This is a genomic window from Acinetobacter venetianus RAG-1 = CIP 110063, assembly GCF_000368585.1.
In the GTDB taxonomy this organism is placed as follows: domain Bacteria; phylum Pseudomonadota; class Gammaproteobacteria; order Pseudomonadales; family Moraxellaceae; genus Acinetobacter; species Acinetobacter venetianus.
The window spans coordinates 707,654-724,489 of sequence record NZ_KB849557.1; the positions used below are offsets into that span (position 1 = coordinate 707,654).

The 16,836-nt window shown below is 42.2% G+C and carries 13 protein-coding genes and 1 riboswitch; of the genes, 2 read left to right on the forward strand and 11 right to left on the reverse strand.

Going from position 1 to position 16,836, the window contains the following annotated elements:
- Positions 1-143 precede the first annotated feature (143 nt).
- Positions 144-2,249 carry a TonB-dependent siderophore receptor gene (locus F959_RS04850; RefSeq protein ID WP_004878047.1) on the forward strand — a complete coding sequence of 702 codons (2,106 nt, stop codon included), beginning with the start codon at positions 144-146 and terminating at the stop codon, positions 2,247-2,249.
- Positions 2,250-2,335: 86 nt separating this feature from the next.
- On the opposite strand, the gene F959_RS04855 is transcribed toward F959_RS04850, so the two are convergent.
- The 5 genes from F959_RS04855 to F959_RS04875 all read right to left on the reverse strand — a co-directional run bounded on the left by F959_RS04855 (position 2,336) and on the right by F959_RS04875 (position 9,174).
- Positions 2,336-2,914: a TMEM165/GDT1 family protein gene (locus F959_RS04855; protein WP_004878048.1), complete on the reverse strand. Its 579-nt coding sequence runs from the start codon at positions 2,912-2,914 to the stop codon at positions 2,336-2,338.
- Positions 2,915-2,996: 82 nt separating this feature from the next.
- Positions 2,997-3,135: riboswitch (yybP-ykoY riboswitch) on the reverse strand.
- Positions 3,136-3,169: 34 nt separating this feature from the next.
- Positions 3,170-3,457: a hypothetical protein gene (locus F959_RS04860; protein ID WP_004878049.1), complete on the reverse strand. Its 288-nt coding sequence runs from the start codon at positions 3,455-3,457 to the stop codon at positions 3,170-3,172.
- A gap of 134 nt (positions 3,458-3,591) precedes the next feature.
- Positions 3,592-5,550: a 2-oxo acid dehydrogenase subunit E2 gene (locus F959_RS04865; RefSeq protein WP_004878050.1), complete on the reverse strand. Its 1,959-nt coding sequence runs from the start codon at positions 5,548-5,550 to the stop codon at positions 3,592-3,594.
- Between the two features lie 2 nt (positions 5,551-5,552).
- Complete coding sequence (gene aceE, locus F959_RS04870) at positions 5,553-8,270, reverse strand: pyruvate dehydrogenase (acetyl-transferring), homodimeric type (protein WP_004878052.1); 2,718 nt, start codon at positions 8,268-8,270, stop codon at positions 5,553-5,555.
- Positions 8,271-8,472: 202 nt separating this feature from the next.
- Complete coding sequence (locus F959_RS04875) at positions 8,473-9,174, reverse strand: M23 family metallopeptidase (protein ID WP_004878054.1); 702 nt, start codon at positions 9,172-9,174, stop codon at positions 8,473-8,475.
- Between the two features lie 107 nt (positions 9,175-9,281).
- Here F959_RS04875 and F959_RS04880 point away from each other — a divergent pair, with 107 nt between their 5' ends.
- Positions 9,282-9,722, forward strand: coding sequence for a DciA family protein (locus tag F959_RS04880; protein WP_004878056.1), 441 nt, complete (start codon positions 9,282-9,284; stop codon positions 9,720-9,722).
- A 97-nt stretch (positions 9,723-9,819) separates the two neighbouring features.
- Here F959_RS04880 and lpxC read toward each other — a convergent pair whose 3' ends face one another.
- From lpxC to murC, 6 genes are all read right to left on the reverse strand, one after another.
- Entirely contained in the window at positions 9,820-10,722 is a 903-nt protein-coding gene (gene lpxC, locus F959_RS04885) for a UDP-3-O-acyl-N-acetylglucosamine deacetylase (RefSeq protein WP_004878058.1), read from the reverse strand.
- Between the two features lie 111 nt (positions 10,723-10,833).
- A complete protein-coding gene (gene ftsZ / locus F959_RS04890; RefSeq protein WP_004878059.1) occupies positions 10,834-12,015 on the reverse strand; it encodes a cell division protein FtsZ in 1,182 nt (393 codons plus the stop codon).
- A gap of 166 nt (positions 12,016-12,181) precedes the next feature.
- Entirely contained in the window at positions 12,182-13,444 is a 1,263-nt protein-coding gene (gene ftsA, locus F959_RS04895) for a cell division protein FtsA (RefSeq protein WP_004878061.1), read from the reverse strand.
- A gap of 62 nt (positions 13,445-13,506) precedes the next feature.
- Positions 13,507-14,364 (reverse strand): cell division protein FtsQ/DivIB, encoded by an 858-nt coding sequence (locus F959_RS04900; RefSeq protein WP_004878062.1) that lies wholly within the window; start codon positions 14,362-14,364, stop codon positions 13,507-13,509.
- A gap of 6 nt (positions 14,365-14,370) precedes the next feature.
- Complete coding sequence (locus F959_RS04905) at positions 14,371-15,297, reverse strand: D-alanine--D-alanine ligase (protein ID WP_004878065.1); 927 nt, start codon at positions 15,295-15,297, stop codon at positions 14,371-14,373.
- 87 nt (positions 15,298-15,384) lie between these two features.
- Positions 15,385-16,830 (reverse strand): UDP-N-acetylmuramate--L-alanine ligase, encoded by a 1,446-nt coding sequence (gene murC / locus F959_RS04910; RefSeq protein WP_004878067.1) that lies wholly within the window; start codon positions 16,828-16,830, stop codon positions 15,385-15,387.
- Between the last annotated feature and the right edge of the window lie 6 nt (positions 16,831-16,836).

Sequence of the window (16,836 nt, forward strand, 5' to 3'; positions counted from 1 at the left end):
AGATATTGGACTTTTATCGTAATTTATCTAAGTAAATTTTACTGATTTAAAACTTGAGTATCTTTATTTACATCAATTAAAATAATAACCATTCTCATTAATATCACCTCGATCTGAGATACCTCTCAGTTTTGGAATCTTCTATGCTCCCTCCACATCGAACGCTGCTAGCAACACTTGTTTTCGGCTTTATGACAACCGCTTATGCAGACGATACAACCAATACGCTTCCCACCATTTCAATTCAAGCAGAGCAAGATCAAACTGACACTTATGTTGCCACTCAAGCAACTTCAGCACTAAAGTCAGATGCTCCACTTTTTAAAACAGCACAATCAGTCAGTGTAATTAATCAAGAACAGCTAGAGCAAAAACAAGCACAGACTTTAGCAGAAGCAATTGATGGTGTTGCAGGTGTTGTTTCGGGACAACTTGGACGACGGGGTTGGGACGATTTTATTATCCGTGGACAAAATTCATCGGATCAGGTTTTTATTGATGGTTTACGGCAAGGGCAGAGTACTTTTGTAGCAACAGAACTCTCTGGTATGGATCAAGTGCAAGTCATCAAAGGGCCTGCATCGGTTAATTTCGGCCTCGTTCAACCCGGTGGCATGGTCAATATGGTCACTAAACGACCTCAAGCTGACTCATTCTACCGAGGGTCTTTGACCTACGGCTCTAATCAACTTAAACAAGGCACTTTCGATTTAAACTATAGTCCGAATGACAGTGAAAAAGGCGCTTTCCGCATTAACGGACGTCTTGCAGATCAAAATGATCCAACCGATTTCGTGTATTTTAAAAATTACTATATTTCACCTTCTTATAATTTTGACTTAGGTGACAATACTGATCTTTCAATCATTGCGAGCTATCAACATCGTGAATATATGCGCCAACAAGGCTTACCAGTCTTAGGTACATTGCTGGCAAATCCAAATGGACAAATAAATCAAAGTTTGTATATTGGCGACCCAAATTTTGGCAAATACACTGCGGATGTTTACCGCTCTGGTTACAATTTTAAATATGCATTTAAAAGTGGTTGGGATTTTAACCAAAATTTTGCTATTCAAAAAACTAAAATGGATGGAAATGCTGTTTTCGCACAAACGAAGAAATTTTGGGTTGATGAAACCTATACAACAATAAATAGATCGAAAAACAGTCGACATCAAATTGCTGATAATCTTAGTTACTCGATAGACAACCAATTGAAAAAAGAGTTTGTGCTTTATGATATAAAGCACAATCTAACTGTTGGTTTAGATGCATTACAAGAAAAGAGCGACTACACAAATAATAAATATGATATTGGTGCTCTAAATATTTACGCTCCAATTTATGGACAAGAAACAACACTCACTGAAAATGTTCAAAATATCAATCGCCTCAGATATACAGGTTTATATCTACGTGATCGAATTCAACTCAATGATCAATTGGTGTTAAATCTAGCAGGTCGTCACGATTGGGCTGAAACACAAAATAAAAATTTGGTGAAAAATACAGAATCAAACCAATCAGATAATGCATTTACAGGCAATGCTTCTCTCCTGTATACCATCAATGATATTGCAGCCCCTTATGTTAGCTATGCAACATCATTTCTTCCTGTGAGCGGAACAGATGCTAATGACAATGCATTTAAACCAGAGAAAGGCAAGCAAGTTGAAGTCGGCTTAAAACTGCAAAGCCCAGATCAACGCATCCAAGGTAGCATCGCATGGTTTGATTTACGTCGCCAAAATGTCTCAGTATCAGATCCAATCAACAGTGGATTTAAAGTACAACGTGGCGAGCAAATGACACGGGGTATTGAAACAGAAGTCACGGCGCATTTGTTTGATCAGCTCAAACTCACCGCAGCATATACCTATACACCAGATGCAAAAACTACTCAGGATACAACAGCTGAAAATATTGGTATTCGCATCGACAATATTCCAAAACAGAGCTATAGCTTATCGACACGCTATCGCTTTGAACCAAATTCAAATTTAGGTTGGTATGTGGGTGCAGGACTTCGAGGCGAAACGAAAAAAAGCGTTGATGGTTTAGCGGTGGATATTCCGAGCTACACAGTATTTGATACTGAAGCAGGCTATGATACAGAACATTGGGGTGCACAACTTTCAATCCGCAATATGTTTGATAAAGACTACTATGCTGGCGCACTCAATGAAAATCTAATTACGCTAGGCAACCCACGCCAAATCAATTTTACAGTGAAATTTAACTACTAAAATTAAAGAATAATGCCAAGTCCTACTTTGAATTTCATCAAAATAGACTTGGCATTTATTTAACTTAGATTTCGTTGATGCAGCGGTTAAGCAAAGAAATAATGCTGAACCAATGTTGAAACACCGACAATTAAGAAAATCGCAGCGCCAATTTTATGAATCAAAGAAATTGGCAAACGATCAGCAAGTTTATTACCAATAAAAACAGCAGGCGCATTGGCAATCATCATCCCCACAGTCGTACCACACATCACCCAAAATACACTGTCAAAACGAGCAGCGAGTGCGACAGTTGCGATTTGAGTTTTATCACCGATTTCCGCTAAGAAAAACAAAATAAAAGTCGCACCGAATACACCAAAACGTTGCCACTTATTAATGCTTTCAGTTTCATCTCCAAGCTCATCAGGAATCAGCATCCAAATCGCCATACCGATAAATCCAAGTGCGAGGATCCAGATCAAAATCTCAGGGCTTAATACAGTTGTGATCCATTGGCCAAACACCGCAGAAATACCATGGTTAATGGTTGTTGCAAGTAAAATGGCAATTAAAATTGGAACAGGTTTTCGAAAACGTGCGGCAAGGAGTAAGGCAAGAAGCTGAGTTTTATCACCCATTTCTGCAACGGCAACAATTGAAGTTGAGATGAGAAATTCATACATAATTGAATGCTCTGGCTAGCATATATACCGATGACTTATCCCTCCTGCTAGCCAAAATCAAATAGATTGATGCAGAGTGATAAATCAAAGGTCTTGCCAACAAAAGCACAGCCTAAGCTGCTTTGGTTCTTTGCTATGATGACCATGTTCTGTTGAACAATTATGTTGATCATCACCTCTTTACTTTGCGTAAAGAGCGGCTACTCCCCAATGAAGTGATACTATTCTAACAAATAAAGATATCATTTTGAATCTTTAGACCCAGAATTTTTGATAACCCCATAACAGCAAACGGAATATACCTAAAAGAAATGCAAAATAGGCACTCAAGCCAAGAAAACCAAAACTCCCCCAACCGCTCGCACTTCCTACATGCTGAGCTTGATATTCAACAGCCATCACCACTGTAGCAACACATACTTCTAAACCCATCACCGCGTACATTACCCATTCCCAAGGAAAGTGCAAAAAACTCACCCACAGCCCCATCGCTACAAATACAACCAGCAAAAGCGGTAGCATCACTCGATAAATGGCAAACATCCTTGCTCCTGTTTTAAACTCAATACTGAGAATTATTCTAAATAAAATTGGCCACAAATAAAGCTTAAGTTTTGATGTATCACTGAAAAGAAAACCCCGCATTTGCGAGGTTATTCCAAATATAATTTAAACACTTACAGTAGTAATGTGCGAATGTCTTTCAACAGTTTGGTCAGCTTATTGGTAAAGCGAGCTGCATCCGCACCATTAATCACACGATGGTCATAAGACAATGACAATGGCAACATCAAACGTGGATCAAAGTCTTTACCATTCCATACTGGTTGCATGGTTGCAGGCGAAATACCTAAGATCGCAACTTGTGGCCAATTCACCAATGGGGTGAATGCAGTTCCACCGATACTACCCAAGCTGGTAATGGTAAAGTTGGCACCTTGTAAATCTTTCGGCGACAATTTGCGGTCACGTGCTTTCTGGCTCAATTCAGCCAGTTCTGTCGCAATCTGCTTAATCGATTTTTGATCTGGGTTACGTAATACCGGAACGGTTAAGCCATCTGGAGTCGCAACTGCAATCCCCATATGAATTTCGTTACGCAATAACACTGACTTCTGATCATCGGCCAAATGCCCAGCAAAATAAGGCTCTTCTTTGAGCAAGTGTGCAACCGCTTTGGCAATAAAAGCCAAAATTGTTAAGCTCAGACCCTGCTTTTTAAAGCCATCTTTGAGTTCACCACGCCACGCTTCGAGTTCAGTAATATCCGCCAAATCAAACTGGGTGACTTGGGGAATGAAATTGTTCAATGACAACTGTGGTACAGACACTTGCTGTAAACGCGTCATTGCTTTCGCTTCACCACCACCAAATGCACCAAAGTCTGGCAACTTCGGTAAGCCCGAAGCTACTGGTGCTGCTTGAGCAGAAGGTGCTGGCTGTGATGTCGTGAGACGTGTTTTTACATATGCAAAAACATCGTCCTTCATCACACGACCATGTTCACCAGAAGCCTTGACCTGACCTAGAACAACGCCTAATTCACGCGCCAGTTTACGCACGGCAGGGCCTGCATAAACCTTCGCATTTTCTGCTTCTTGCTCTTTGGTCAGCTTCTCAGCTGGCGCACTTGGTGCTGCTGTCGTTGCTGCCTGTGGTTTTACTGGTGCTGCTTGCGTAGCAGTCGCAGCGGCGGGTTGAGCTTTTGGTGCTGGTGGAGCGGCAGCCTGACCACTCACCTCAATCGTTGCCAAAGCCACGCCTTGACGAACTTCTTGATTCGCAGAGACATGGATTGCTTTTACAATCCCCGCCACTGAACTTGGCACTTCAACAGACGCTTTATCTGACTCAACCACGCATAGGCTTTGTTGAGCTTCAACGCGATCACCGACATTGACCAAAATTTCTGAAACAAGTGCTTTTTCTACACCTAGATCTGGTACTTCAATTTCAACATTACCTGTTGAGGTATTGCTTGCAGCTGGTGCTTCTGTAGTTGAGACTGGCGCTTCTGCTTGAGCTGGGGCAGCTTGCGGTTCAGATGACGTTGCAGCGCTCTCAGTCTTGACCTGAATCAATACCACGCCTTCTTTGATGCTATCGCCTTCTTTAATCTGGATCGCTTCCACAATCCCCGCAACCGAGCTTGGTACTTCTACAGTCGCCTTGTCCGATTCAACCACCACAATACTTTGTTCAGGTTCAATCTGATCACCGACTTTGACCAGTACTTCTGCAACCAACGCTTTTTCTACACCAATATCTGGAACTTTTACATCCACAACCTGACTTGCTGTCGCTGTTGGAGCGGCAGCTGGTTGTGCTTTTGTTTCAGCTTCAACAGGTTTTGTTTCTGCTTTTGGCGCTTCCGCTTTCGGTGCTTCGTTCGCAGGTGATTCAGCAGCAGACTCAGACTCTAGTTCGATCAATGCGACGCCTTCAGTAACTTCATCACCCTGTTGAACCAGAATACTTTTTACGATACCTGCCGCAGTGCTTGGTACTTCTACCGTTGCCTTATCTGATTCTAAGACCAGAAGGCTATCGTCAACTGCAACATGGTCGCCTACTTTGACCAAGATTTCTGCAACGAGCGCTTTATCTACGCCAATATCAGGTGCTTGGATTTGCATGATTATTTCCCCTCACCTGTTTGTGTTTCATGATATTCAGCAACGGCCTGAACTTCTGGATGCGCTTGTGGCGCCCAAGCCACTGGACGATCCGTATCTAACTCAAAGTTAGAAATCGCATCTTTGACTAAACGTGCGTCTACTTCGCCTTCGTCAGCGAGTTTTTTCAAAGTCGCAACAACGATATGCGCAGCATCAACACCAAAGAAACTACGTAAGTTTGCACGTGTATCTGAACGACCGTAACCATCTGTACCTAATGCAACAAATGGACGACCATCCGGAAGATATGCACGGATTTGTTCGCTATACGCACGCATATGGTCTGTTGCTGAAACAACGATACCTTCTGTACCACGTAACTGTTTAGATACCCAAGACTCTTTCACTTCATCAGTCAGTGGGTGTAAACGGTTGTATTCTTCACATGCCATACCGTCACGTGACAACTCATTGAAGCTTGTTACGCTCCAAACGTTTGAGTGAATCTGGTATTCATCACGTAAGATTTTCGCAGCTTTAATCACTTCACGCAGAATGACACCTGAACCAAGTAATTGAACCGTTGCTTTTTCATCTTTTTCGAACAGGTACATACCACGTTTAATACCTTCCTCAGCGCCTTCTGGCATTGCAGGATGCTCGTAGTTTTCGTTCATTACAGTTAAGTAGTAGAACACACGCTCTTGGTTTACATACATACGTTGTAAACCGTCATGTACGATCACAGCCAATTCATAACCAAAACATGGATCATAAGATACGCAGTTTGGAATGGTGTTCGCTAAGATATGTGAATGACCATCTTGGTGCTGCAAACCTTCACCGTTCAATGTGGTACGGCCAGCAGTAGCACCTAACAAGAAACCTTGTGCCTGTGCATCACCAGCAGCCCATGCAATGTCGCCAATACGTTGGAAACCGAACATTGAGTAGTACATGTACATTGGAATCATTGGCAAGTTATTGGTTGAATAACTGGTTGCCAACGCAGCCCAAGCGCTCATCGCACCCGCTTCGTTAATCCCTTCTTGAAGCATGTGGCCATCACTTGCTTCACGATAATGCATTAACTGTTCTTGGTCTTCTGGAGTATATTTTTGCCCGTGAGCGGCATAAATACCCAGCTGACGGAACATTCCCTCTAAACCAAAAGTACGTGCTTCATCTGGAACGATGGGTACAACGCGATCTTTAATGGCTTTTTCTTTCAGTAAAGTAGCAATTAAACGCACCATCAGCATCGTAGTCGATTGCTCTTTACCACCTGAACCATTTAATACAGCATCAAATACAGATAATTCAGGAATCGGTAAAGTTTCACTCTCTTTACGACGTGCTGGTAGGTAGCCACCTAATGCTTCACGACGCGCCTTCATATACTTCATTTCTGGAGAGTTTTCACTTGGGCGATAGAACGGAAGCTCTTCTAACTTGTCATCTGTAAATGGCAGATTAAAACGATCACGTACATATTTCAAAGAGTCGATCTGCATTTTTTTGATTTGGTGCGTTTTATTCACCGCTTCAATTTCTTCAGACAAACCGTAACCTTTAACCGTTTTCGCAAGAATAACGGTTGGTTGACCTTTAGCTTTCATTGCTTCTGCATAGGCAGCAAACACTTTGTACGGGTCATGACCACCACGATTAAGATTATCAATGTCTTCATCGCTTAAATCTTTTACAAGTTCCGCAGCTTCTGGGTACTTACCAAAGAATTTCTCGCGGGTATATGCACCGCCTTTCACTTGATAGCGTTGGTACTCACCATCAACCGTTTCTTCCATGACCGCTTTTAAAGCACCTGAAGCGTCTTGTGCAAGCAATGGATCCCAATGACGGCCCCACACCACTTTAATCACACGCCAACCTGCACCACGGAACAATGATTCAAGCTCTTGGATAATCTTACCATTACCACGTACTGGACCATCCAAACGCTGTAAGTTACAGTTCACCACCCAAACCAAGTTATCTAATTTTTCACGACCTGCCAGTGAAATCGCACCCGTACTTTCTGGCTCATCCATCTCACCATCGCCTAGATATGCCCAGACTTTACGATCTTCTTCTTTAATCAAACCACGATTCATCAAGTACTTTTGAATGTGTGCTTGGTAAATCGACATAATAGGGCCTAAACCCATCGATACCGTTGGGAACTGCCAATAATCAGGCATTAAATAAGGATGTGGATAGCTTGGGAGACCATTACCACCGACTTCACGGCGGAAATTATTGAGCTGATCCTCAGTTAAACGACCTTCTAAGAAAGAACGTGCATAAATACCAGGGGCGCAATGACCTTGGTAATAAATCATATCGCCGCCGAAGTTATCTGAAGCAGCACGGAAGAAATGGTTAAAACCAACATCATATAAAGTCGCAGAAGAAGCGAAACTTGCAAGGTGTCCGCCTAGGTCATCACCGGTTTTATTCGCACGCAATACCATTGCCAGTGCATTCCAACGAATCAAAGCACGGATACGACGCTCCATGTCCTGATCACCCGGCATTGCAGGTTGTTCTTCAACTGAAATGGTATTGAGATAAGGTGTATTTAAGCGTTGGATTGGAACATGTTTCGCAATTGCTCTTTGATACAGTTTTTCGAGTAAGAATGCAGCGCGTTCCGTGCCCATATGTTGTAATACTGAATCAAATGCTTCTTGCCATTCCTGGGTTTCCTGCGCGTCTGAGTCGCCATAAAACGCCATACAATTCACCTTTTCCCTTAAGTTATTTTGACGTTATATATTTATCATGTTTTCACTTCATAAAGGTATTGCCCCAAATGAATACAAAATCCCTTAATATTTTCTCACTAAATAGTCATTGACCCAAATGAAACAAAAAATACAAAAAATCGCCAATAAAGGCGATTTTTTAATATTTCTATACAACTGTTAACAAATTATATTATGGCAACATCGCTAAGTACGGTGAAGGATTTTTGCGTTGGCCATCTTTTACAACTTCAAAGTGTAAATGCGGACCTGTACAGCGACCTGTGCATCCAACATTCGCAATATGCTCACCAGCGCTTACACGATCACCAGCATTCACGATTAAACGAGATGCGTGTGCATAACGAGTGATGTAACCATTGCCGTGATCAATCTCAACATATTGACCGTAGCCTGTGCCCCAACCTGATTTGGTAACAACACCTGGACCAGTCGCATAAATCGGCGTACCTGATGGCGCAGCAAGATCAAGACCTGAATGATGACGCGTTGAACCCAGTAGCGTACGATTACCCCAAGAAGAACTTACACGACCTTCTTGTAATGGATGACTCACTAACCATGAATAACCTGTATTCGCAGAGAATGATGGTGCATTGTCTTTGCTTGAAATTGCAGAACGGCCGTATTTCTTTTCAATCGTCGCATTATTCAATTCAATAGTTTTTTCACGCAATTGAACTGAAACATTTGAAACTGCTGGCAGATCAATATCATCTGGGTGATTATAAGAACCTTGAGCCAAGGTTTTAGATAACTGTTCTAAACGGTCAGTGTCCGTTGTTTGGCTGATATTTTGATAATCTGCAAAAGCAACCGAAGCAGCTGACGCAGCCAATGAAAATGTGAGTAAAATACGACGCGTATGATGCATAAAAAACCTCTTGAAACCGTCCTTACTAAAGTTCCTTTATCATCTCTTCCTTGATAACAGCTGAACTGAACGCTTAAGATGAACACATAACCTCTGAGGAAGTTAACATGTCTGAACCTACCAACGTTTTTCAACAGAAAGGACAACACATAAAAACTGGAAACTTAACGTTTCTCACTACGCAAGTCACACAATGGAAACAACTTACGAAAATTATTCAACCATTACTGCCCCAACCAGAGCAATGGCAGGTTGTTTGTTATCAACATGGTATTTTGACTATAACAGGTGAAAATCAAGCAATGATCAGTCAACTGAGTTATTTACAAAGTCACTATGTTGCGCAGTTAGCTCAGCTTGAAGGTTTCAAGGAATTACGAAAAATACAAGTCCGGTTGAGAAACAAAACCACAGTCTCTCGTGAACCCTCTCCCCCATCTAAAGCACTTTCATCAGAGACACAAGAGCTATTACGCAGTGCCGCTGAATATGTGAGCGACCCTAAGCTTAGCCAAGCTTTACTACGTTTGGCAAGCAATAAAAAATAATAACCTAGCTTTACAGTAAGAAAACGTACACAAATTTTGTGACAAAAATCTCAGATTGGATTGTTATAATATAACATACCCACTGAAAGACAATGACTTATGTCACACTCACGTATGGAATTGGACATTCATTCTCGTTAACAAATGTTACAATTTCATAGCTGCTTGGATCGTTTTGAACATTGCGTAAAAGTTGGTTATTTAGCGCATGTCCAGATTTATAGCCATCAAACTTGGCAATAACTTGATGCCCAAGCAAATATAAGTCACCCACAGCATCTAAAATTTTATGGCGCACAAACTCATCAGCAAAGCGTAAACCCTCTTCATTGACGACACCCGTATCATCTACACCAATTGCATTCTCTAAACTTGCACCCAATGCAAGATTATTGGCTTTTAAATAATCCAAATCTTTCATAAAACCAAAGGTACGCGCCTCACTGACTTCATAGACAAATGTTTCAGTGGAGAAATCAATGGTGACAGACTGGTATTCCTTAGCAAAGGCAGGATGATCGAAATCAATAGTAAAGTTCAGTTGAAAACCTGAATGAGGAGTAAAAATCGCACGTTTATCTTCAATCAAAGCTTCGACAGGCTTAAGAATACGAATAAACTTCTTTGGGGCATTTTGTTCCGCTAACTCACCTTGCATGAGTAAGTAAATAAATGGTCCTGCGCTACCATCCATGATCGGTACTTCAGAAGCAGAGACTTCGACAATCAGATTATCAATGCCTAAGCCAGCAATCGCACTCATGACATGCTCAATTGTGCCGACTTTAATGTCTTCTCGAACCAAATTGGAACACATAAAAGCTTCTTGAATCAATAAAGCGTTGGCAGGGATATCAACGGGTGGGTTGAGATCAATACGGCGAAATACAATTCCTCCATCAATATGATGCGGAACAAAATTAATCAGCACTTTTTGACCACTGTGCAGACCAATACCGCTCGCTTTCACCACACGTTTTAGAGTTCGTTGTTTCACCATGCCATGCTAACTTCATTTGCAAAAACCGATATAACTTAGCATATTTTGCCATTTTAAAAAAATAAAAAAGGGGGCAATTACTTGCCCCCTTTTCCTAAATAATTGATTTTATTATTTACGCTGTTGATTTTTTAGATAGTCCTGAATGCTCATCGGAGACGAACGTGGCGTAGAATTTGGTGCAGAGCTAACTGGCGCTTCAGTATTTGTACGTTTACTGATCGCTGGTACATCGTCTTCATCAACAGATTGCTGTGCAACTTGAGCTGATGCGTGATGTGAAGGAACAGTACGTTTCTTATGTTCAACTTCAGTTGCATTACGCGTTAAACCTGTCGCTATAACAGTTACGCGAAGTTCATCACGTGCATCAGGATCAAATACGGTACCGTAGAAGATTTCACCTTCATCCAAATCAACGATTTGGTTAACGACATCCGTAATGATCTCAGTTTCGCGTAGGGTAATATCATCACCACCCGTGATATTAATCAACACGCCTTTGGCATTGATAATGTTGACGTTATCAAGCAACGGACTACGAATCGCTTGTTCAGCTGCTTGACGAGCACGATCTTCACCACGACCTAAACCAGCACCCATCATTGCGTAACCACGAGTACTCATTGCAGTTTTCAAATCGGCGAAGTCAAGGTTAATATGACCGCGGTTTACAACCAAGTCAAAGATACTGCGTACCGCATTGAGCAATACATCATCTGCCTTTTTATAGGCATCTTTCATTGAAATATCGCCATAAACACTGAGTAAGCGCTGGTTCGGAATGATGATAAGCGAGTCAACATGTGCTTCTAAAGCATCAATACCTTTTTCAGCAGACTTTTGACGGCGACGACCTTCAAAATTGAATGGTGTGGTTACCACACCTACTGTCAGAATGCCCATTTCTTTGGCAACTTCAGCAACTACGGGTGCAGCGCCTGTTCCTGTTCCGCCACCCATACCAGCAGTGACAAATACCATGTCAGTACCTTCAAGATGCTGACGGATGACTTCACGACTTTCTTCCGCAGCAATTTGACCCACTTCTGGGTTTGCACCAGCACCTAAGCCACGCGTACTTTGTTCGCCTAATTGAATTTTAAATGGCGCATTCATGCTATCTAAAGCTTGTTTGTCGGTGTTCGCACAAACAAATTTCACACCTTGGATATCAGATTGCACCATGTGCTGGACAGCATTACCACCACCACCACCAACACCAAATACTGTGAAACGGGCTTGACCGTTGCCATCGTCTAGTTCATCTTCTATAAATTCAAATGAGGCCATGACCTTTAGATTTCCTAATATATAAATGGCAGTTACTTCAGCCCGTTACTGCCTTGATTTTTAAAACACCTGATGTTTAGGATGCTGTTCAATATTCGTCAGCTTGTCAAGTCCAGTGACTTAGTATTACAACTTCCTAACAATTTTTCCCCAAAATGCCTACAACTTAGAATATCGCCTTCAGCTTACTGTTTAATGCATTCCAGCCATTTGAGACACGATCAATAAAACTACGATCACTTGCCTCCTCTGGCTCTTCTACTGCATCTTGTAGATCACTTTGGCTAAACATCAACAATCCAGCCGTCGTTGCATACATCGAACGACGTAATGCTGGTAAATGTTGATCATCAGCATAAACCTGTAATGGTGGATTTCCTAAATGTGCAGATACCCCAAGCATACGACGTGCCAAATTGACCATACCTTCGATCTGACATGCATCCCCAGTTAAAACCACCCCATGATATAAACCGTGAATTGCACCGCTATGCTCTAGTTCTTCACGAATTGATGCAAAGATCTCTTCATAACGCGCAATAATAATTTCTGCAAGCTCAATACGACTGATGGTTTGTGCACCATCAATTCCTTGAACTTGAATCATGTGATCTGGTTTCACAACACTCAGGTCAACACAACCATGTAAAATCTTGATACGCTCAGCTTCTTCAGTTGTGGTCTGCAATACCGCAGCAATATCACGCGTTACATTTTCACCGCCGCGCGCGAGGGTACGTGCTAAAGCTAATCGACCATCTAAATACACAGCGAGATTGGTAATACCTGCACCAATATCAACAAGGCAAACGCCATATTCTTTTTCATCTTTTAGCAGGCTTGCTTCAGCTGTTGCCAAGCAAGACACCACCATTTTTTCCACCCCGATATTAGCGCCTTTCATAGCACGATCAAGGTTTTGCATGGTGCTGATAGGCATCATCATTAACTGATAATGACCCGTCATACTATGTGCAGACATATTAACTGGGTTTTGTACCCATTCAGCAGAGTCACCAAGTTCAAAGCCTAAAGGAACTGCACTCGCCAAATAATAATCAGGCGAAACATGACTCGCTTTCGCCAATTCTAATGCTCTAACCACTTCATTTGTCGTAATAATATGATCATGGTTAGCAACAGGTGTACGACCTGAAGCATAAAAACTTTGTAATTCTGTACTTGGAATCGACACCCATGCGCTATGAATACGACATTCAGCCATATCTTCCGCTTCGGATACTGCATTTTTGATCGCAGCAATCACCTTGTCTAAACTGACAATCTTGCCTTTAACCATACCTCGGTTGCGAGCAGTTGCCATGCCAATGACTTGGATCTTATCCGGTGCATGGATCTTACCAATCAAAACTGAGACTTTATGAGTCCCAATATCAATCGCAACAACTGAGGGAACAGCTTCACTCATTACTTAAATACCATTTCTTTAATGTTGTTTAGGACCACTGCCTATTATTTTCAAGCCACGTATTATGGCTTTGCCTGAATTGCACCTGCAAGGCTTGTGTCATCAATCGTTACAACAAACTGACCGTTCACAATCTTTGGCGGTGCTGCATTTTTCCATTGAATCGCTAAGCCATTCCGATATCGCAAATCAATCGCCGAGATTTTTGACCATACAGGTTTTAGATCTGTTTGTGCCAAATGGCTTAAGCGTTGTAATTTATTCATGGTCTGATCCTGATCAACGATAATGCGCAAGCCAGAATCAAACTGCATAAACCACGTCATACGCTCAGTTAAATACAACTCTTTTAAACGCAAATTTGCAGGATGAAAAAGCTGATTAATTTCATTATAACGACGCATCATCATTTTGGATTGGCTGACTGGACCATGTAAAAGTGGCAAATTTGGATGTGCGGTTAACACAGCCTCACTAAATACATCCCCGTTATCACTGAGCAAGCGCCCTGTTCCCCAACGTGCAATTGCATGACGCGGCATCACGCGCACTCGAATTGCATTTGGCCAAGCCCGTGATACAACCACTCGATCAACCCATGAGACCTTTAATGCTTGATCTCGAATTTGTTCTAAATCAGAAGTGAAATAGTTATCTTTAATGACTGGATCCAAATGTTGAATCATCTGTTGATTTTCAACATCTGAATGGGTACCAACCACCTGCAATTCCGCCACTTTTGCATCAGTCATGACTTTATATAAACCATAAAGACCAATGGCAAGAACAGCAAATGCAATAATCAACAATGCCCAGCCGCCCGCATTCACCATTTTTTGTTTTGGCGAAGGCGGTTTCTCGTGAATCGAGCTAATCGCTGGTCGTGTTTTACGACGCATTGATGCAGGAAGTTGAGCCATAAATAGTTAGACCGACTCAGTTAATGTTTGCTCTAAGATCGCAACACAAAGCTCATCAAAACTATAACCAACTGCTTGTGCTGCCTTCGGTACCAAAGAATGACTGGTCATACCTGGTACAGTATTTACTTCTAATAACCAGAAACTCCCTTGTTCATCCTGCATCGCGTCGATACGTCCCCAGCCCTCTGCACCCACTGCTTGAAATGCACGTAGACACAATGCTTGCAAGTTTTTCTCTTCAGCGTCACTCAATCCGCAAGGAATACCATATTCGACATCATTGCGTTGATATTTTGCTTCATAATCATAGAAAGCAACATCTGCTGGTGGTTGTAAACGAATGACTGGCAAGGGCTGACCATTTAAAAATGAAATCGTAAATTCACGCCCTGTAATCCATTTTTCTGCCATAACCACAGCATCATGTGCGGTCGCTTTTGCAATCGCAGCAGCAAAATCTTCTGCTTTCTCAACCTTGCTCATGCCCACACTTGAGCCTTCGTGAACAGGTTTGATAATCACAGGTAGACCAAGATCGGCAATCACTGAATCTAAATCAGTTTCTTTGGTAATAATACGATACGGCGCTGTTGGTAAATCACTACCCTGCCAGATTTGCTTGGTTTTGACTTTGTCCATACCAATCGCAGAACCTTGCACACCTGTTCCTGTATAAGGTAGGTTCAACCATTCCAAGACACCTTGGATTTGGCCGTCTTCACCACCACGACCATGCAACACGATAAAAGCACGGTCATAAGCAACCAGCTCTGTCACGCTACGATCTTGAGGGTCAAATGCTTCTGCTTGCACACCCGAGCGCAATAATGCTTCTAATACGGCTTGACCGCTGTCCAACGAAACAGCACGTTCAGCCGACTTCCCACCCAATAACACGGCAACTTTGCCGAATTTTGCAGCATTTGACACGTTTATATCCTTAAAACTTTTCTAAATTCTCTAAATCTCCCCCTATTCCCTATTTATTAAAGGAAGGTTGGGAGAGATTTTCTAAAACTATTCGGCATACAAGCGATGCTGAGCCAATTCTACCGAAATTGCACCGACGTTACCTGCGCCTTGTGTTAATAACAGGTCATTCGCTTGTAACACTTTTTGTAAAACACTTGGCAAATTGCCTTCAACTGGATCAACAAGAATCGGTTCAACCTGACCACGTAGACGAATACTGCGTGCCAATGCTCGACTATCCGCACCCACAATCGGTTTTTCGCCCGCAGGATATACCTCAAGCAATAATAGCTGATCGACTTGCGATAACACATCGACAAAGTCATCGAAACAGTCACGAGTACGGCTAAAACGGTGTGGCTGGAACATCATGACCAAACGACGATCTGGATGGCTTGCTCGCGCTGCCTTAATGGTTGCTTCAACTTCTTTTGGATGGTGACCATAGTCATCGACTAATTTCACTAAGCCTTCGCCGACTTCAAATTCACCCTGAACTTGGAAACGACGACCAACACCGCTAAAGCCTGCTAAAGCACGGCAAATCGCACCATCAGAAACACCTTCATCTGTCGCAACACCAATCGCAGCAAGTGCATTTAGGACATTGTGTAAACCCGGTTGATTAATCGTGACACGTAATGGCTCACGATCTTTACGCAATACCGTAAAGTGCGAACGCATGCCTTCTTGTTCAACATCGACCGCACGAATGTCATTGCCTTCATCAAATCCATAGGTCAATACTGGACGACCTACACGCGGCAAGATTTCACGGATATTGGCATCATCACCACACACTACGGCCAAACCATAGAATGGCAAGTTATGTAAGAATTGAATAAAAGTATCTTTTAATTTATCAAAGCTACCTTCATAGGTATCCATGTGATCTGCATCGATATTGGTCACAATCGCAGCCATCGGTTGCAAATACAAGAAAGAAGCATCTGATTCATCCGCTTCAGCCACGATAAAACGACTCTCACCCAATGCAGCGTTGACACCTGTACTATTCAGCAAACCACCGATTACATAAGTTGGATCAAGGTTTTCTTCTGCCAACATGGTTGTTAGTAAACTTGTAGTCGTAGTTTTACCATGCGTTCCCGCAACTGCAATACCATGACGGTAGCGCATTAACTCACCCAACATTTCTGCACGGCGCACGATTGGAGTACGTTGCTCAATGGCCGCTTTAATCTCTGGATTTTCAGGGTCAATTGCCGTTGAAACAACCAGTACATTGGCATTTTTAATATTGTCAGCAGAGTGTCCAATAAATACTTTAATACCATTTGCTTCAAGCTGAGCTGTGGTTTTTGACGCTTTAATATCAGAACCTGAAACTTTATAACCTTGGTTACTTAATACTTCGGCAATACCACACATCCCCGCACCACCAATACCAACAAAGTGGATATGTTTAATACGGCGCATTTCAGGCACTTTGATCAGCTTTTTGGCTTGGTTTGGATTCGTTGGAGACATAGATAA

Coding starts and splice junctions, on each gene's coding strand:
- F959_RS04850 (WP_004878047.1), top strand. CDS start 144: ATGCTCCCTCCACATCGAACGCTGCTAGCAACACTTGTTTTCGGCTTT.
- F959_RS04855 (WP_004878048.1), bottom strand. CDS start 2,914: ATGTATGAATTTCTCATCTCAACTTCAATTGTTGCCGTTGCAGAAATG.
- F959_RS04860 (WP_004878049.1), bottom strand. CDS start 3,457: ATGTTTGCCATTTATCGAGTGATGCTACCGCTTTTGCTGGTTGTATTT.
- F959_RS04865 (WP_004878050.1), bottom strand. CDS start 5,550: ATGCAAATCCAAGCACCTGATATTGGCGTAGATAAAGCGCTCGTTGCA.
- aceE (WP_004878052.1), bottom strand. CDS start 8,270: ATGGCGTTTTATGGCGACTCAGACGCGCAGGAAACCCAGGAATGGCAA.
- F959_RS04875 (WP_004878054.1), bottom strand. CDS start 9,174: ATGCATCATACGCGTCGTATTTTACTCACATTTTCATTGGCTGCGTCA.
- F959_RS04880 (WP_004878056.1), top strand. CDS start 9,282: ATGTCTGAACCTACCAACGTTTTTCAACAGAAAGGACAACACATAAAA.
- lpxC (WP_004878058.1), bottom strand. CDS start 10,722: ATGGTGAAACAACGAACTCTAAAACGTGTGGTGAAAGCGAGCGGTATT.
- ftsZ (WP_004878059.1), bottom strand. CDS start 12,015: ATGGCCTCATTTGAATTTATAGAAGATGAACTAGACGATGGCAACGGT.
- ftsA (WP_004878061.1), bottom strand. CDS start 13,444: ATGAGTGAAGCTGTTCCCTCAGTTGTTGCGATTGATATTGGGACTCAT.
- F959_RS04900 (WP_004878062.1), bottom strand. CDS start 14,364: ATGGCTCAACTTCCTGCATCAATGCGTCGTAAAACACGACCAGCGATT.
- murC (WP_004878067.1), bottom strand. CDS start 16,830: ATGTCTCCAACGAATCCAAACCAAGCCAAAAAGCTGATCAAAGTGCCT.